The organism is Yersinia sp. 1252 StPb PI, assembly GCF_048593885.1.
Classification (GTDB): domain Bacteria; phylum Pseudomonadota; class Gammaproteobacteria; order Enterobacterales; family Enterobacteriaceae; genus Yersinia; species Yersinia enterocolitica_E.
On record NZ_JAZGQE010000029.1, the window covers coordinates 19,844 to 37,071 of the forward strand.

Sequence of the window (17,228 nt, forward strand, 5' to 3'; positions counted from 1 at the left end):
GAGCACTAAACGAATATCAACCGAAGCCTGATCCGATCAACCGAACCGATAACCAAATTAAAGATATCACTGCCAGCCATATCTCCTCACAAACCACCCTTTCACTAACTGCGTTGTCACCATATAGCCGGTTAAGATCACCATCAGCCACGGGAAGTAAGAGAGTGGCAGCGCTTGCAATTGCAGGAATCCAGCCAGTGGAGAGAAGGTTAGCCCGATACCAATGGCCACCACCGCCAGTGTCATTAGACATAGCGGCCAAGAGGCGCGGCTCTGGATGAAGGGAATTTTACGGGTACGGATCATATGCACAATTAAGGTCTGGGACAGCAGTCCTTCAACAAACCAACCGGATTGGAACAACGTCTGCATTTCTGGCGTATTGGCTTTAAATACCCACCACATCAGGCAAAAAGTCAGTACGTCAAAAATAGAACTTATCGGACCAAAGAACACCATAAATCGCCCCAAATCGCCGGCGTTCCAGCGTTGTGGCTTTGCCAGTTGCTCTTCATCAACGTTATCGAATGGAATAGCAATCTGCGAAATATCGTACATCAGATTCTGGATTAACAGATGGAGTGGCAGCATGGGTAGGAAGGGCAAAAATGCGCTAGCAATCAGGACGCTGAAGACGTTACCAAAGTTAGAACTGGCGGTCATCTTGATGTATTTCAGCATGTTGGCAAATGTGCGGCGGCCTTCAATTACCCCTTGCTCCAGCACCATCAGGCTCTTTTCCAACAAGATGATATCGGCGGCTTCTTTAGCAATATCTACTGCTGAATCCACCGAGATCCCAATATCAGCAGCACGCAGTGCCGGTGCATCATTGATGCCATCCCCCATAAAACCGACCACATGACCGGCATTACGCAGGTTCTGTACGATGCGTTCTTTGTGCATTGGTGTCAGCTTGGCGAACACCGTGGTGGTGCGGGTGGCCTGCGTCAGTTGTGTCTCCGTCATCTGCTCGATATCACTGCCACGCAAGACATGCTCGACAGATAATCCAACATCTTTACATACCTTACGCGCAACTAACTCGTTGTCACCGGTAAGAATTTTAACGTTAACGCCATTGCGTTTTAGTGCCAGCAGCGCCGGCGCTGTGCTCTCTTTCGGCGGATCGAGAAAGGCGATATACCCTTCCAAGATCAGGTCATATTCATCAATAACAGCATAATCCCGCTGATAAGCTGGCATGATACGGGTGGCAACCGCCACCACTCGCAGTCCTTGCTGGTTCTGTTCATCGGTAATGCGGCGGATGCGTGCCAACAGCGCGTCGGTCAATGGGATAATTTCACTCCCTTGGCGCACATGACGGCAAATGGACAACATCTCTTCCAGCGCGCCTTTGCAGATAAGTTCGTGATAATCCGCTTTATCGCTGACCACCACTGACATGCGACGGCGTTCAAAATCGAATGGGATCTCATCGATTTTGCGGTAACCCGCCAGCGTATCGGCCGCCCGAGATTCTGCATCTTTTGACTCAGCCATGGAAGATAACACCGCGACATCCAGCAGATTTTTTAATCCCGTTTGGTAATAACTGTTGAGCCAGGCGTAGTGCAGCACCCGCTCACAATTGGCCCCAAACACATCGGTGTGGCTTTCCAACACAATTTTATCTTGCGTCAGGGTGCCGGTCTTATCGGTACACAGAATATCCATCGCGCCAAAGTTCTGAATAGCATCTAAGCGCTTGACGATCACTTTCTGCCTGGACAGTTTCACCGCCCCTTTTGCCAACGTCGACGTGACGATCATCGGCAGCATTTCCGGGGTTAAACCCACAGCAACAGAGAGCGCGAACAGCGCGGCTTCCCACCAGTCACCTTTGGTAAAACCGTTTATCAACAACACGATAGGTGTCATGACTAACATAAAGCGAATCAGCAACCAACTGACTTTACTGATGCCACTCTGGAAGGCATTAGGTTGCTCATCCTGATGCGTCACACGCTCTGCCAGCAGACCGAAATAGGTTTGGTTACCGGTGCCTACCACGATAGCCAGTGCCGAACCGCTAACGACATTGGTGCCCATAAAGCACAGCGTGTCTCGTTCGAGTGGATTTTGTTCCTCACACTCACGGCATTGCGCCACTTTCTCAACCGGCAGTGACTCACCGGTTAAGGCGGCCTGACTGATAAACAGATCTTTGGCCACCAGAATACGTAAATCCGCCGGGATCATATCGCCCGCAGATAGTTTGATGATATCGCCGGGCACTAACTGAGAGATCGGTAGCTCGCGATGCTCGCTCTTGCCCGTATGGGCATCACTGCGCACCACAGTTGCGGTATTGCTGACCATGGCTTTTAAAGCATCCGCAGCGCGGTTAGAACGTGCTTCCTGAATAAAATGCATCAGGGTGGAAATTAACACCATAGCACCAATCACCAATGCGGCGGTGAGGTCTTCGGTGGCGTAGGAAATCAGAGCCAGAATGGTGAGCAGCAAGTTAAACGGGTTGCGATAGCAGTGCCATAAGTGGACCCACCAACGGGTAGCTTGCTGATTTTCAATGAGATTACTGCCATTTTGCAGACGAATGGCTGCGGCTTCTTGTTCCGTTAACCCTTCGGGGTGGCTCTGAAAACGCCGATAAAGTTGTGGTGGCGTTTCATTCGCGCACTGCAAACGTTGCTGAGTCAGCGCTGCGGGCAAATCTTTTGTCGCACTTCCCTGCGGCAAGCCATCTAACATGGTTTCCCGGCGAATTAGGCGGCGAGGCAGGTTACGGCTCAACACATTGAGCAACTGCCGGGTGAAATTTTTAACTTGCATGGTTTGAGCCTTACTGTCATGTCACAAAGCCGTTTGTCGGACGGTCTTTATGTTGCGCCCACGGCAAATCTGCCGTAGAGAGGGCAAAAACATCATCAGCAGAAACTAACGCAAGGACGTGCGCAGTGACCGCTTATCAGATTGTTATCCGATAAAGCAGCCACCCTGAATGGGGAATTACCTTACCGGACACACCAAAAGGTGTAGGTCGAGGGAACAGGGTCCACTGGGTAATTAACCTCCGGTTTTATTTAAAGATTGTTAGCGGCTGTCTAACAGCTAAACAGACATTAAACCGCATCACTGTTCTCGCCACGCCAAAAACCACCCCGACGGTAAGATATGCCGTTAGGGCAGTAATATGCTGCGAGTCATTGGGATATCATGCGCTGAGTCTGATTCTGCGCATGCTAGACTTCCCACAACTTCGATAATATAAATAATCAGTTTATTATATGTTTCCAAACCTAAACATTAGGTAAACCATGCAAAACCGTTTGACCATAAAGGACATTGCCCGCATGAGTGGAGTTGGAAAATCCACGGTTTCACGGGTATTGAATAACGAAGGGAGCGTCAGTCCACAAACTCGTGAACGAGTGGAAGCTGTCATCCGTCAGCAGGGATTTACCCCGTCAAAATCAGCCCGGGCCATGCGGGGGCAGAGTGATAAAGTTGTGGGTATTATTGTCTCGCGTCTGGATTCGCCATCTGAAAATCAGGCGGTGCGCACGATGCTGCCACTGTTCTATCAGCAAGGTTATGATCCTATCCTGATGGAGAGCCAGTTTGATCCTGAATTGGTCAGTGAACATTTACATGTGCTGCAACAGCGCCATGTGGATGGCGTCATTTTGTTTGGTTTCACTGGGTTAACCACAGAAATGCTCTCGCCATGGCAGGAACGAATGGTGGTGCTGGCGCGCGAGTATGCGGGTTTTTCTTCCGTGTGCTACGACGACGACGGGGCAGTGCGCCTGTTGATGGATAAGTTACGCCACGCTGGGCATCGGCATATTAGTTATATTGGCGTGCAGCCGTCGGATGCCACTACCGGTATGCGTCGTCATCAATCTTATCTTGATTACAGCCAACAACATGGCCTGCTACCGACGGTTGCACTGGGTGAACTGAGTTATCAAAGTGGCTTCCTACTCGCACCTCAGGTGATAAAACCCGATACCTCGGCGCTGGTGTGTGCCTCTGACACTATCGCTATGGGGGTGAGTAAGTATTTACAACAGCAGAGCCTGCAACACATTCAGGTCTGCGGCATTGGTAATACACCGCTGTTGCACTTTTTGTTCCCAAATACCCTGTCAGTCGAGCTGGGTTATGGCACCGCTGGAGTGAAAGCCGCCCAACAATTACTTGACCAACTTAATCATAGTCAATCAATTCAACAAATTATCATTCCTGGTCAACTGGCCTGATTCTTCTTTTCTCGACGTGATGCTATCTGAAATCCCACCCTGTGTGGTGGGAGTGCGTGATGGGCGAACCCATGGTTTACGGCCAAGAACATCATAAAAAGTTGTCAAATTGTGATCTCTAACGCAAGTTGGGAACGTTCCCATTTCATAAAAATCAATACATAGCTAATCTTTAATAAGCTGTATATTTAACAGGCTATCGATGTATTTTTTCTTTAAGACTGACCCTACTGCTTTTATTAAGAAAAACGAATAAGTCGCACGTTATCTCACCTTTACGAAAGGTACGTTGAAATGAGCAAAGTAAAACAACAAGATATCGATCAATTGATCGTACTGGTGGGAGGCAGAGATAATATTGCCACCGTCAGCCACTGCATTACCCGGCTACGCTTTGTGTTGAATGACCCCTCTAAAGCTTCACCTAAAGAAATTGAAAATCTGTCGATGGTTAAAGGCTGCTTTACTAATGCCGGGCAATTTCAAGTGGTTATCGGGCCTGAAGTTGACGATTACTATCAAGCGCTGATTGCTAAAATTGGCCTGAATGAAGTGGATAAAGAGCAGACCAAACTGGCTGCACGGCAGAACATGACTTGGTTTGAACGTGGTATTTCTCACTTTGCCGAGATTTTCTTCCCGTTGCTGCCAGCGCTGATCAGCGGAGGCTTGATTCTTGGCTTCCGTAATGTGATTGGCGATATTCCGATGTCTGATGGCAAAACGCTGGCACAGATGTATCCGGCATGGAAAACCATTTACGACTTTCTCTGGTTGCTGGGCGAAGCCATCTTCTTCTACCTACCGGTGGCCATCTGCTGGTCGACAGTGAAGAAGATGGGGGGCACCCCGGTATTGGGGATTGTGTTGGGTATCACCTTGGTATCACCACAACTGATGAATTCCTACCTGCTGGGACAACAGATCCCCGAAGTTTGGAACTTTGGCTGGTTTACCATTGAAAAAGTAGGTTATCAGGCACAGGTCATTCCATCGATTTTGGCAGGTTTGGCGCTGGGTTGGATTGAAACTAATCTGAAGAAAATCATTCCAGCCTATCTTTATCTGGTGGTGGTGCCGGTAGTTTCCCTGTTGCTGGCGGTATTCCTCGCCCATACGCTTATCGGGCCATTTGGCCGCATGATTGGTGATGGTGTGGCCTGGGGAGTGAAAGCTGTCATGACAGGCAGCTTCGCGCCGATTGGTGCCGCACTGTTTGGCTTCTTGTATGCGCCGCTAGTCATTACCGGCGTGCATCAGACCACGTTAGCCATTGATATGCAGATGATTCAGAGCATGGGCGGTACACCGGTATGGCCGCTGATTGCGCTGTCTAACATTGCACAGGCATCTGCGGTATTGGGCATTATTATCATTAGCCGCAAGATCAATGAGCGCGAAATATCAGTACCTGCGGCAATTTCAGCCTATCTGGGTGTTACTGAACCGGCAATGTACGGTATCAACCTCAAATATCGCTTCCCGATGTTGTGCGCCATGATTGGTTCTGCGTTGGCGGGCCTCATTTGTGGTCTGACTGGGGTGATGGCGAACGGTATTGGTGTCGGTGGCCTGCCGGGTATTTTATCCATCAAACCACAGTTCTGGGCGATTTATGCTGTGGCAATGTTAGTGGCGATCGTGGTGCCATTGGTGCTGACTATACTGGTTTACAAACGTAAAGAGAGTCGTGGCGAATTACCGGTCTAAATCGTATTCCTCCGCCAAAGGTTATCCTGTGGCGGAGCTGTTTCTTTAATTTTCTCTGTTTTTACTACGAATAAGAGCCTGCTATGAATAATCCTATCCCTTGGTGGCAAAACGGCGTCATTTATCAGATTTACCCGAAGAGTTTTCAGGATAGCACCGGTAATGGCTATGGTGACCTGGCTGGCGTGACGCAACGGTTGGATTATCTGCACAAACTCGGCGTTGATGCCCTCTGGTTGACACCGGTTTATGTCTCGCCACAAGTGGATAACGGCTATGACGTTGCCGACTACTGCGCCATTGACCCTGCTTACGGCAGCTTAGATGATTTCAAAACGTTGGTTGCGGCTGCTCATCAGCGGGGTATTCGTATCGTAATGGATATGGTGTTCAATCATACCTCGACTGAACATGCCTGGTTTAAAGCATCAGCAGAGCGCAACAGCCCGTACCGTCAGTTCTATATTTGGCGTGATGGTGAGGGTGATAATTTACCGAATAACTGGCGCTCGAAATTTGGTGGTAATGCCTGGCAATGGCATGCTGAAAGCGGCCAATATTATCTGCACCTGTTCGCTACCGAGCAGGCAGATCTTAATTGGGAGCACCAGCCGGTACGTGATGAACTGAAGAAAGTGTGCGAGTTTTGGGCTGATATTGGTGTGGATGGTTTGCGCCTGGATGTAATTAATCTGGTATCCAAACAGCAAGACTTCCCGGATGATTTTGTGGGTGATGGCCGCCGTTTCTATACCGATGGCCCCCGTATCCACGAATTTTTACAAGAAATGAGCCGTGATGTGTTTCAGCCGCGCGGCCTGATGACGGTTGGCGAGATGTCGTCCACCCGCCTTGAGCATTGCCAGCGTTATGCCGCATTGGGCGGGGATGAGCTGTCGATGACCTTTAATTTCCATCATCTAAAAGTGGATTATCTTAATGGGGAAAAATGGTCGCTAATGCCGCCGGATCGGGTGGAACTCAAACAGATATTTAACCAGTGGCAGCAGGGGATGCATAACCGTGCGTGGAACGCGTTGTTCTGGTGTAATCACGACCAGCCGCGCATTGTATCGCGCTTTGGTGACGAAGGTGCACTGCGCGTGCCTGCGGCCAAGATGCTGGCAATGGTACTGCACGGTATGCAAGGTACGCCATATATCTACCAAGGCGAAGAGATTGGCATGACCAATCCTAATTTTACCTCGATTAATCAATACCGTGATGTCGAAAGTCTGAATATGTTTGCTGAGCTAACTGCACAAGGTCGCGATCCTGACGAGTTATTAGCGATTCTGGCAGCCAAATCCCGTGATAATAGTCGTACCCCGATGCAATGGGATCGCAGCCGTAATGCCGGTTTCAGTCAGGGAACTCCATGGATCGAACCCTGCAGTAACTATGCTGAAATTAATGTTGATAGCGCGCTGGCTGATGCTGACTCGGTGTTTTATGCCTATCAATATCTGATAGCCCTGCGTAAACAACATGATGTGTTCACTTTTGGTGACTATCGTGATCTCTGCCCGCAACATCCAGAGTTGTGGTGCTACTTGCGCCACTGGCAGGGTAAGCAGTTGTTGGTGGTGGCTAACCTGAGCGGTGAACCGCAACAATGGCAGCCAGAGGAGATTGCGCTGGACGGTAACTGGCAATTGTTGATGAGCAGCTACGGCGAAAGTGCATTCCAGCCGCAGGAGATGGTATTGCGGGCATATGAGGGGATTTATTGGGTGAGAGATTGATTTAGTTCAGATCAGTGGCTTCTCTCCTTGCTCGGCAGCCCAAATGTGCTTTTAACTTCAAAGGCCAATTCAAAACAAAAGGCTATGGTTTTGATTCTGACTCTCTTTTGACGTTGAGCGCAATCAGGAATATTGCCGACGAGGATGGAGGCCGCAATGGTTAGGTGAACACTGAACGCATATCAACCGAAACCAGAACCTATCCATCACCAAAACTAAATCACTTCCCCAACTTCAGCGCTGGTAGCTGAGAGAAAATACTCACCAGCCCCTCGCCCCAGCCCTTACGGATCATCATAAAATAGGGATGATCTTCGGTGATGCGATATTGCTGTTCGGTACTGAAACTATCGAGTGGATAGATCATCACATCTAGCGGTAAGCCGACGGATAAATTACTGCGCAAAGTTGAGTCCATAGAGATCAACGCGCACTGCATGGCCTGATCCAACGTGGTGTGGTAATTCAACACCCGATCAATAATCGGCTTGCCATACTTACTTTCGCCAATTTGAAAGTAGGGGGTGTCCTGCGTGGCTTCAATAAAGTTACCCTGCGGATAAATATGAAACAGCCGCAGTCCTTCACCTTTAATTTGCCCGCCTAACAATAGGTTACAGTTAAAATCGGTTCCGCCGCTGTTTTGCTGCGCACCGCTGTCTCGGTTAATCACCTCGCGTACCGTCTCCCCCAGAAGTGTTGCGGCCTCATACATCGAGCGCACATTCAGCAGGTTAGTTTGTTCCGGGTCCAGACAGCGGCGTTGCAGCAAACTGACAATACTCTGTGTGGTTGCCAGATTCCCCGCACTTTGCACCACCAGCGTTCGTTCACCCTCTTGCTGAAACAGGTATAATTTGCGAAAAGTGGAAATATGATCCACCCCGGCATTGGTACGGGAGTCAGAGGCAAAGACTAACCCGGATGACAGCCGCATGGCCACACAGTAGGTCATAACACAGTATCCTTAGAGCCTATCTCACTAGGGCTATTTTATTTGCCAGCAACGCGCTTTATTGCGACATATCGCGTCGCGGGTTAGATAACATATGCACGGCTGCGATGGTCTGCATATCTTCAAAGCCACCACCACGGCGAATACCTCGCACCGGGCAGGCATCCAGATAATCAATGCCCACCGCCAGTTTTAAATGCTGGTTCGGTTGACAGGTATTATTGGTGACATCAAAGCTCTGCCAGTGTCCATTCAGCCACACTTCTGCCCATGCGTGGGTCGCGACATGACTGGAGGATTCTGTATAAAGATAGCCGCTCACATAGCGTGCCGGAATATTTAAACTTCGGCAACAGGCAAGAAAGACGTGGGTGTGATCCTGACACACCCCTTGTTCGGCGGCAAAAGCTTGTGCCGCACTGTCCTGTACCGTGGTGGTGCCGGGGCTATAGGGCATTTTTGCCAGCAATTCACCCATCATTTGCGTCAGGCAGTCTAATTGCGCATCGGCGTGGGTAGCACCCTGACAATAACCTGAAGCAAACTGGCGAATGGCGGCATCTGGCTGAGTCAATGGGCTGTGGCGAAGAAAGACCAGTGGAGAGAGGTGGTCGCCGCTGTCATCTTCTACATTGTCTGCAATCTCTACCACGCCCTGAGCTTGAATGGTGATAGCTTGATGAGGCTTATCCAGAGTGAGTACATGTAGCACATTACCAAAGGCATCCGTGGTACAAATGGCCTCTTCCGGTAAGGTCAGTTGCCAGGATAAAATGCGCTGGTGGGCTGAATCCTGTGGGGTCAGGCGCAGATACTGAGTGCTGTGTTGCACCTGTTGTGCATAGGTGTAATGGGTGCTGTGATCGACATTCAGTCTCATTGGACCTCCAGATAGGTTTGGCGGATGCTGTCAGCGATAGCGTTGATCTTGCCTAAAAAATCCATCAGATAGCTGTGTAATCCGTCGGCCATCACATCCGTAATGCTGCTAAATCGCAGCTCAGCAAGCAAAATATTGACCAGCCGCCGAGGTTGGTTGCTACGATTGCCACCAATCAACGCCAACTGCTGTTCCATATCGTTAATGCAAGCCAGCAGCGAACGCGGGATCTCATTGCGTAAAATCAGTAACTCAGCAATCGCCTCACGACTCAGTTGCTGCTTATATAAACTGTGGTATGCCTCCCGCGCACTGACGGCGCGTAATAAAGTATCCATCCGGTAGTATTCGCGTACCGGGTCATCGTCGCTATCCAGTAATTGGTTTTTCACATCCAACAAGCGCGCGGTGCTGTCAGCCCGTTCAATCAAGGTACCCAGTCGAATAAAATAGAGTGCATCACTGCGCAGCAAGGTGCCATATACCGCACCGCGAAATAGATGTGAGCGCTCCTTAACCCAATCAAAAAAGGCATCAATTCCGGCAGCGCTGATACCTTGGCGGCGTAGCTGTTTCATCTCAATCCAGGTGGCATTGATACTTTCCCAAACCTCGGACGATAAGCTGCCGCGTACTGCATGGGCATTGTTCCACGCCATCTGCAAACAACTAAAAATACTGCTGGGGTTGTTGCTGTCGAGCACGAAGAAATTCAGCAGATGGGTCATCGAGACCTGCGGATAGTGCTCGGTAAACAGTGTCTGGGTGTTGCTCAGGCTGAGTGGCACCAGTAGATCAAAATTCACCCGATTGCTGGTTGGCATCATCGATAACCGGTTGGTGACATCCAGCACCCTGGTGATGTTTTCTGCCCGCTCCAGATAGCGGGCCATCCAATAAAGCTCACTGGCTGTTCGGCTTAGCATGCATCGTCCTCCAATACCCAGGTATCCTTGGTTCCGCCACCTTGCGAAGAGTTAACGACCAACGACCCTTCTGCCAGTGCGACTCGGGTTAAGCCCCCAGGCACTAAACGAATTTCTGCACCACACAGGGCAAAAGGACGTAAATCAATATGGCGCGGTGCAAGTCCGCTATTCACAAAGGTCGGGCAGGTAGAAAGGGCGAGGGTTTCTTGTGCGATGTAATTTTGTGGTCGCGCCAAGAGTAACTGGCGGAATTGGGCTATTTCAGCTTGTGTCGCCGCAGGTCCAATCAACATGCCATATCCCCCGGCTCCATGAACTTCTTTCACTACCATCTGATCCAGATTAGCTAATACATATGAAAGATCAGTGGGTTGGCGGCATTGCCAGGTGGGAACATTCGCCAGAATCGGTTCTTCGGAAAGATAAAAACGAATCATTTCAGGGACATAAGGATAGATGGATTTATCATCGGCGACGCCAGTACCAATCGCATTAGCCAATACCACACCACCTGCGCGATATACCGACAGTAGTCCGGGGACACCGAGCATGGAGTCAGGGCGGAAAGCCAGCGGATCGAGGAAGGCATCATCCACCCGCCGGTAGACAACATCGACTTTGCAGGGGCCTGCGGTAGTTCGCATAAATACTGCCCCTTCTTTGACAAATAAGTCAGCACTTTCAACCAGTTCAACCCCCATCTGTTGAGCCAAAAAACTGTGTTCAAAATAGGCACTGTTAAAGCGCCCCGGGGTTAGCACTACTACGGTAGGGTCGTTGACCGGTGTGCTTTCGCGCAGCGTTTGTAACAGGTGAGAAGGGTAGCGCTCAACAGGTGCAATGCGTTGTTGTGCAAACAACTCCGGGTAGAGCCGCATCATCATTTTACGGTTTTCCAGCATATACGAGACGCCGGACGGGGTACGCAGGTTATCTTCCAGCACGTAATAGAGACCATCGCTGTTGCGGACCATATCCACACCGATGATATGTGCATAAGTATCACGGTGCAGGTTCACCCCTTGCATACAGGGCTGATATTGGTCATTCGCCAGCACTTGTTCGGCCGGAATAATGCCCGCTTTCAGGATATGTTGTTCATGGTAAATATCATGTAAGAACGCATTCAACGCTTGTACGCGCTGGCGAATGCCGCGATCCAGCATTTGCCATTCGCTGGCGGGAATAATGCGTGGCACGCTATCGAACGGTATTAATCGCTCTGCGCCATCATCGTCACCATACACATTAAAGGTAATGCCTACCCGGTGAAATAGCAGTGCAGCTTCTTCACGCTTACGCGCAATGGTTAGCTGATCGGCCTGTTGTAACCATTGCCAATAGGCATCGTAATGGCCTCGGTGTTGCCCCTCAGCCAGTAACATTTCATCGAAAAATCGTGATACGGAAAGGTCGATGTTCAGCATTATCACCTCGCTAACAGAACAGGCTGTATTGGTGATCACGCATAAACTGTGCCAGCTCGTAAAACAGGCAAAATAAAGGGGATTAGAGCGATTTCAGCCCTATTAAGGTGCAATTAGTGAGTGTAATGCATTATTACTGAGCAGAAAGTTGCCACATCATGATCATGATGATCTGCAATAGCGCATTGTGAAAGGCAGAGAGAAAATATTAGCAGGATAGCAATAAAAAACGGCTGGTAATCACCAGCCGTAGACGCAATGACATCAGAATTAACGACGTACCGCGATAGCTTCGATTTCGATCTTCACATCTTTTGGCAGACGCGCAACTTCAACACATGAACGTGCAGGGAATGGCGCATTGTGTTCAGTAAAGAAAGCTTCGTAAGTGGCATTAACTGTGGTGAAGTCATTCAGATCTTTCACAAATACAGTGGTTTTCACGATATCGGCAACTTTCAAACCCGCGGCTTCAACGATAGCTTTTACATTCTCCAGTGACTGACGCGTCTGTGCTGATACATCATCGGCGACCAAACCTGTTTTTGGATCAACAGGGATCTGGCCTGACGTGAGGATCATACTACCCAGATCGACACCTTGAACATAAGGGCCGATGGCGGCAGGGGCGAGCTCAGTGCTGATATTGCGTGACATGTTGACTCCTGGTTACGTAATGCGGAAGGAACCCGTCATCTTTCATGTTGCTGGTATATTGGCTGCGCTCAATTACCCGAATCACTTAGCGTGATGCGCTCATCGGGACTATAAGCCTCATCCTGCGGGCCAGCGTTTACCGCTTTCCTGCACCATGAAATCTATTGGGTTTAATTATTTCTATATTATAAAGATGGGGTAGATTACGGCAACCCACGTGAATCAAATTTGCGATGTCGCATTGCTGCGAATATTGCCACTATTGTAAATATTAACGGGCAGCAATATTCGCTTAAGCCGAGCATTAATCCGCTTGCAGCACTTAATCCGCTTGCAGCACTACCTGGTGATCAAACTCTTTCTCGCAATATTTACATTTAAGGTGGATTTCACCTTGTTGTGCTTTTACTTTAAAGCTGGAGTCGACTGGCTCATTGTGGCTGATGCAGTTACTGTTTGGGCAAGTGAGGACGCCATCGATCTGCTCTGGCAGGCTTAGGGTCAGTTTCTTCACCACTTCGTAGTTATCGATGCGGTTAACGGTAGCATCTGGTGCATACATCGCTAGTTGGTTGGCCTGTTGCTCTGTCAGGAAGGTATTTTCTATTTTAATCAAATCCTTACGTCCTGACCGTTTAGACGGTAGATTCAATCCAATAGTAATACGTTGATCAGTGGCGGTCAGTTTGAACAGCGACAACAATTTAAAGCCGATTTGTGCCGGAATATGGTCAATCACAGTGCCACATTTAATCGCTTCAACCTGTAGTTTGTAATCCTGAGTCATGTTCAATCCCCCTTAAAGAGCCAATTCTGCGTTTAAAACCAGTGCCAGCAGTGCCTGACGTGCGAAAATCCCGTTACCTGCCTGTTGGAAATAGTAGGCATAAGGGGTCTTATCGACATCGGTGGTTATTTCATCAATTCTTGGCAGCGGGTGTAGCACTTTGAGATTCTCTTTCGCGCCATTCAAATCAGCCGCTCGCAAGATAAACTGCGCTTTGACATTGGCATACTCTGACGGGTCAAGGCGCTCTTTTTGCACCCGGGTCATGTAGAGAATATCCAGTTCTGGCACCACTTCTTCAATGCTTTCGTGCAGGCTGTATTCGATACCTTTTTCTGCCAGCATTTGCAGGATATAAGCAGGCATTGCCAGAGCATCCGGGGCGATAAAGAAGAAGCGGTTGCCGGTGAATTTGGCTAGCGCCTGCGTGAGTGAGTGCACGGTACGGCCATATTTCAGGTCGCCGACCATGGCGATATTGATGTTATCCAGCCGGCCTTGGGTTTCCTGAATGGTGAACAGATCGAGCAGTGTTTGCGTCGGGTGCTGGTTTGCACCGTCACCGGCATTAACTACCGGTACATTCCCCGAGAACTGAGCGGCCAGACGGGCCGCCCCTTCTTGTGGGTGACGCATGACAATGGCATCCACATAGGTACTGATGACTGACATAGTATCTGCCAGCGTCTCGCCTTTTTTGCCAAGGGAGGTATTACTGCTATCAGAAAAACCGACCACTGAGGCACCTAAACGGTGTATGGAGGTTTCAAATGACAAACGAGTGCGGGTCGAGGCTTCGAAAAAGCAACTGGCGATCACTTTGTGTTTTAGCAACTCAGGTTGCGGACTACTTTTCAGGCTGGCGGCGGTACGCAGCACCAACTCCAGTTCGTCGCGACATAAATCGTTAATTGAGATGATATGTTTGTGATACAACGTGTTGGCCATTTTTCGCTCTCCTCTATGACCCGTTATACTTCCAGCTGCATGTGTGTTGGCTGCTTTTGCTCATCCCGGTGACTTACTTGTCGTTGACCTTAAAATAAGTAAGCTCCTGGGGATTTACTCAATTGCCGCCTTCCTGCAACTCGAATTATTTAGGGTATATATTTTAATTGGTGATAATGCTTAATTCGGCACCGATCAGCAGACAAAAAAAAGCCCCTCAACGAGGGGCCTTACGGGATCGGTTTAGCAACGGGAGAAAGAACGGCAGTTGGCTGCCTGTTGGCAGGCAATTTTGTCGACCATCGAGAGGGTCATTTTCAACAAAACGCACTTGGCTTTCCATCATATCTCCCGGCAAATTGTGGCGAATTATACTCGCGTGTGGTTTCTCCGCAAGGGGTAAAAGCCGCATTTTTGCGATTAGCAAACGATTACTCATCAGGATTGGTTTCAATTATCTGATGAGTAATGCCAATGGCCGCCCTCTGGATGGCATTATCACCTGAGGGAATACAACCTGATTTTGTCGCCCGCTATTCAAGTGATTTGACTAGCTTGCCAGGTAAATTACCGAGGATAAAATCATTGATGATACTGTCAAAATCCTTATCGCTCTTAAAGCCTAATGCTTTGGCATAATGCGCTGCGAAATCCCCAGGCCAAGAGCTTACGATCTTCTCAATTAATGGATCTTGCTGAATCTTAATGTGATCAGCGACAGCGTCACCCGCAATACGCCGCAATGCATCAATCATTTGCTGTACGGTAATAGATAGCCCTGGCAAATTAATCACCCGCCCACCCTTAAGTTGACTGGCATCCAATTGGTGACCATGGATAAGATTATTAATTGCCATCTTCGGCGATAGCAGCCATAACGGTGTTTGCAGGCTAACAGGGCAAACCACGTCAATACCTTGCAACGGCTCACGGATAATGCCGCTGGCAAAACTGGAGGCCGCGCGGTTTGGTTTTCCTGGGCGTACCACAATGGTTGGCATACGCAGGCTACGACCATCAACAAATCCCCGGCGGCTATAGTCTGCTAACAATAAATCGTTTAATGCTTTTTGCGTACCATAGGAACTCTGAGGCGACCATACCTGTTCATCCGGCACGACAGCCGGTAACTCACCGCCAAATACCGCCACTGAACTGGTGATAATCACTTTAGGGCAGTGTCCAAGCTGACGAGCGCGCTCGAGTAAACTGCGGGTAGCATCAAAATTGATCCGCATACCCAAATCAAAATCTTCTTCTGCCTGACTGGAGACAATCGCTGCCAGGTGGAAAACGGTGTCAACGTGTTGATTAAAAACGCTGGCAAGCCAGTGCGGATCAGCGATATCACCGCAAAAAACCTGCACCCGTTCATCTGTAATCGCCTCCAGAGGCACCACATCACAGGCTATAATCTTACTGATCAGGCGCTGCTGACCTTGCTGGTCGGTCAGATAATCCTGTGTCAGTAAATGTTCAATCAATCGACGACCAAGAAAGCCCGCCGCTCCTGTTACCATTATGTTCATCGTCTTATCCTTTATCTGCATTGTTAGCGGTTTACTGTCTTGGCCGGGACTAAAAATACGAGCGCCGCACCAATAAATAGCATGGTGGAAATAATCAGCATTCCGGTAGTGGTGCTTTGGGTCAGGTCTTTCAGGTAGCCCATCATATAAGGTGCGACAAAGCCTGCCAGGTTGCCCCAGGAGTTAATCAGAGCGATGCCGGCTGCGGCTGCGGTTCCACCGAGGAACGCAGTTGGCAGGCTCCAAAATAGTGGCAAGGTACTCAATGCCCCCATGGCACCCAGAGTTAAGCCCATCATGGCAATAACGATGTTGTCACTGAAACTGGCGGAAATAATCATCCCGATCCCGCCCAATGTCGCGGTTAAAGCCAGATGCCAGCGCCGTTCGCGCAAACGGTCAGCACTACGTGATACTACGATCATGGTCAGGGCGGCGGCACCGTAAGGAATGGCACTTAACAAACCAATGCTCAGTACGTCTTTTACCCCACTCTCTTTGATCAGTGTTGGTAACCAGAAGCCGATAGTGTAGAAACCTGCAATCAGGCAGAAATAGATAAGCGTGAGCAACCAGACTCGGGGTTGCAGGAAAATCTCTTTCAGGCTGCTGTGGACATGATGTTGTGTGTCGTTATCAATGTTGGTCTGTAAGATCTTTTTCTCTTCGTCGGTTAGCCATTTGGCATGACTGATACGGTCAGTCAGTTTAAAAATCACCAAAATACCGATTAAAACGGATGGGATACCTTCCAGGATAAACATCCATTGCCAACCCGCAAAGCCATGGAATCCATTAAATGCGCCCATGATCCAACCCGATAACGGTGCGCCTATCACGCCGGATAATGGAACGGCGGTGGCGAATAAGGCGTACATGCGGCCACGGCGGTTAGTTGGGAACCAATAAGAAAGATAAAGAATGACGCCGGGATAGAATCCAGCCTCTGCAATTCCCAGCAAGCAACGCATTACGTAAAATGACATCGGTGTGGTGACAAAAGCCATCCCTGCCGAGATGATGCCCCAGGTGATCATAATGCGCGCAATCCACAACCGTGCCCCTACGCGGTGCAGCATCAGGTTACTGGGGATTTCCAGAAAGAAGTAGGCAATAAAAAAGATACCGGCGCCGAATCCATACACCGCCTCTGAAAATTGTAAGTCATCCGCCATCTGCAATTTGGCGAAGCCAACGTTAACCCGATCTAAATAAGCGACGACATAGCACAGCATCAGTAAGGGTAAAATATGCCACGCAGCCTTGCGATAGGCATGGTTCTCCGCAGGGACCACGTTAGGTATCACTAATTGTTCAGTGGGTGATTCAGACATGATGGAGCCTCTTATTTTAGTTATTTGCAGGGGAACAAGGTTCAGCGAAAATCCGTTTGGTTATCGCGCTGGCGTTGTACAGAAATAGAGGATGT

General features: G+C 49.3%; 14 protein-coding genes. 3 read left to right on the forward strand and 11 right to left on the reverse strand.

The features are described from left to right. Positions 1 to 66 precede the first annotated feature (66 nt). The gene (mgtA, locus tag V2A85_RS06825; RefSeq protein ID WP_372560422.1) at positions 67 to 2,799 is read right to left on the reverse strand and encodes a magnesium-translocating P-type ATPase; all 2,733 of its coding nucleotides are present in this window, start codon (positions 2,797 to 2,799) and stop codon (positions 67 to 69) included. Between the two features lie 485 nt (positions 2,800 to 3,284). Between mgtA and treR the strand changes: the two genes are divergently transcribed. From treR to treC, 3 genes are all read left to right on the forward strand, one after another. Beyond that, positions 3,285 to 4,232, forward strand: coding sequence for a trehalose operon repressor TreR (gene treR, locus V2A85_RS06830; RefSeq protein ID WP_420071119.1), 948 nt, complete (start codon positions 3,285 to 3,287; stop codon positions 4,230 to 4,232). Between the two features lie 294 nt (positions 4,233 to 4,526). Further along, on the forward strand, positions 4,527 to 5,942 hold the full coding sequence (gene treB / locus V2A85_RS06835; protein WP_083162242.1) for a PTS trehalose transporter subunit IIBC: 1,416 nt from the start codon (positions 4,527 to 4,529) through the stop codon (positions 5,940 to 5,942). A gap of 83 nt (positions 5,943 to 6,025) precedes the next feature. Further along, entirely contained in the window at positions 6,026 to 7,687 is a 1,662-nt protein-coding gene (gene treC, locus V2A85_RS06840) for an alpha,alpha-phosphotrehalase (protein ID WP_420071120.1), read from the forward strand. Positions 7,688 to 7,907: 220 nt separating this feature from the next. Here the strand turns inward: treC and V2A85_RS06845 are convergent, their stop codons facing one another. The 10 genes from V2A85_RS06845 to V2A85_RS06890 all read right to left on the reverse strand — a co-directional run bounded on the left by V2A85_RS06845 (position 7,908) and on the right by V2A85_RS06890 (position 17,133). Beyond that, on the reverse strand, positions 7,908 to 8,642 hold the full coding sequence (locus V2A85_RS06845; RefSeq protein ID WP_420071121.1) for a peptidase: 735 nt from the start codon (positions 8,640 to 8,642) through the stop codon (positions 7,908 to 7,910). Between the two features lie 58 nt (positions 8,643 to 8,700). Further along, entirely contained in the window at positions 8,701 to 9,522 is an 822-nt protein-coding gene (locus V2A85_RS06850) for a transglutaminase family protein (protein ID WP_372560426.1), read from the reverse strand. Beyond that, a complete protein-coding gene (locus V2A85_RS06855; protein ID WP_372560427.1) occupies positions 9,519 to 10,448 on the reverse strand; it encodes an alpha-E domain-containing protein in 930 nt (309 codons plus the stop codon). Before V2A85_RS06855 ends, V2A85_RS06850 begins: the two co-directional genes overlap by 4 nt. Continuing rightward, entirely contained in the window at positions 10,442 to 11,878 is a 1,437-nt protein-coding gene (locus V2A85_RS06860; RefSeq protein WP_372560428.1) for a circularly permuted type 2 ATP-grasp protein, read from the reverse strand. The genes V2A85_RS06855 and V2A85_RS06860 overlap by 7 nt, the downstream gene beginning before the upstream one ends. Positions 11,879 to 12,148: 270 nt before the next feature. After that, entirely contained in the window at positions 12,149 to 12,535 is a 387-nt protein-coding gene (ridA, locus tag V2A85_RS06865) for a 2-iminobutanoate/2-iminopropanoate deaminase (protein WP_083162254.1), read from the reverse strand. A gap of 322 nt (positions 12,536 to 12,857) precedes the next feature. After that, positions 12,858 to 13,322 (reverse strand): aspartate carbamoyltransferase regulatory subunit, encoded by a 465-nt coding sequence (gene pyrI / locus V2A85_RS06870; RefSeq protein ID WP_083162256.1) that lies wholly within the window; start codon positions 13,320 to 13,322, stop codon positions 12,858 to 12,860. Between the two features lie 12 nt (positions 13,323 to 13,334). Further along, positions 13,335 to 14,270 carry an aspartate carbamoyltransferase gene (gene pyrB, locus V2A85_RS06875; protein WP_083162258.1) on the reverse strand — a complete coding sequence of 312 codons (936 nt, stop codon included), beginning with the start codon at positions 14,268 to 14,270 and terminating at the stop codon, positions 13,335 to 13,337. A gap of 217 nt (positions 14,271 to 14,487) precedes the next feature. Next, complete coding sequence (locus tag V2A85_RS06880; protein WP_420071122.1) at positions 14,488 to 14,616, reverse strand: hypothetical protein; 129 nt, start codon at positions 14,614 to 14,616, stop codon at positions 14,488 to 14,490. A 187-nt stretch (positions 14,617 to 14,803) separates the two neighbouring features. After that, positions 14,804 to 15,799 carry a D-erythronate dehydrogenase gene (gene denD / locus V2A85_RS06885; RefSeq protein ID WP_372560430.1) on the reverse strand — a complete coding sequence of 332 codons (996 nt, stop codon included), beginning with the start codon at positions 15,797 to 15,799 and terminating at the stop codon, positions 14,804 to 14,806. 23 nt (positions 15,800 to 15,822) lie between these two features. Further along, entirely contained in the window at positions 15,823 to 17,133 is a 1,311-nt protein-coding gene (locus V2A85_RS06890) for an MFS transporter (RefSeq protein ID WP_083162262.1), read from the reverse strand. Positions 17,134 to 17,228: the final 95 nt, after the last annotated feature.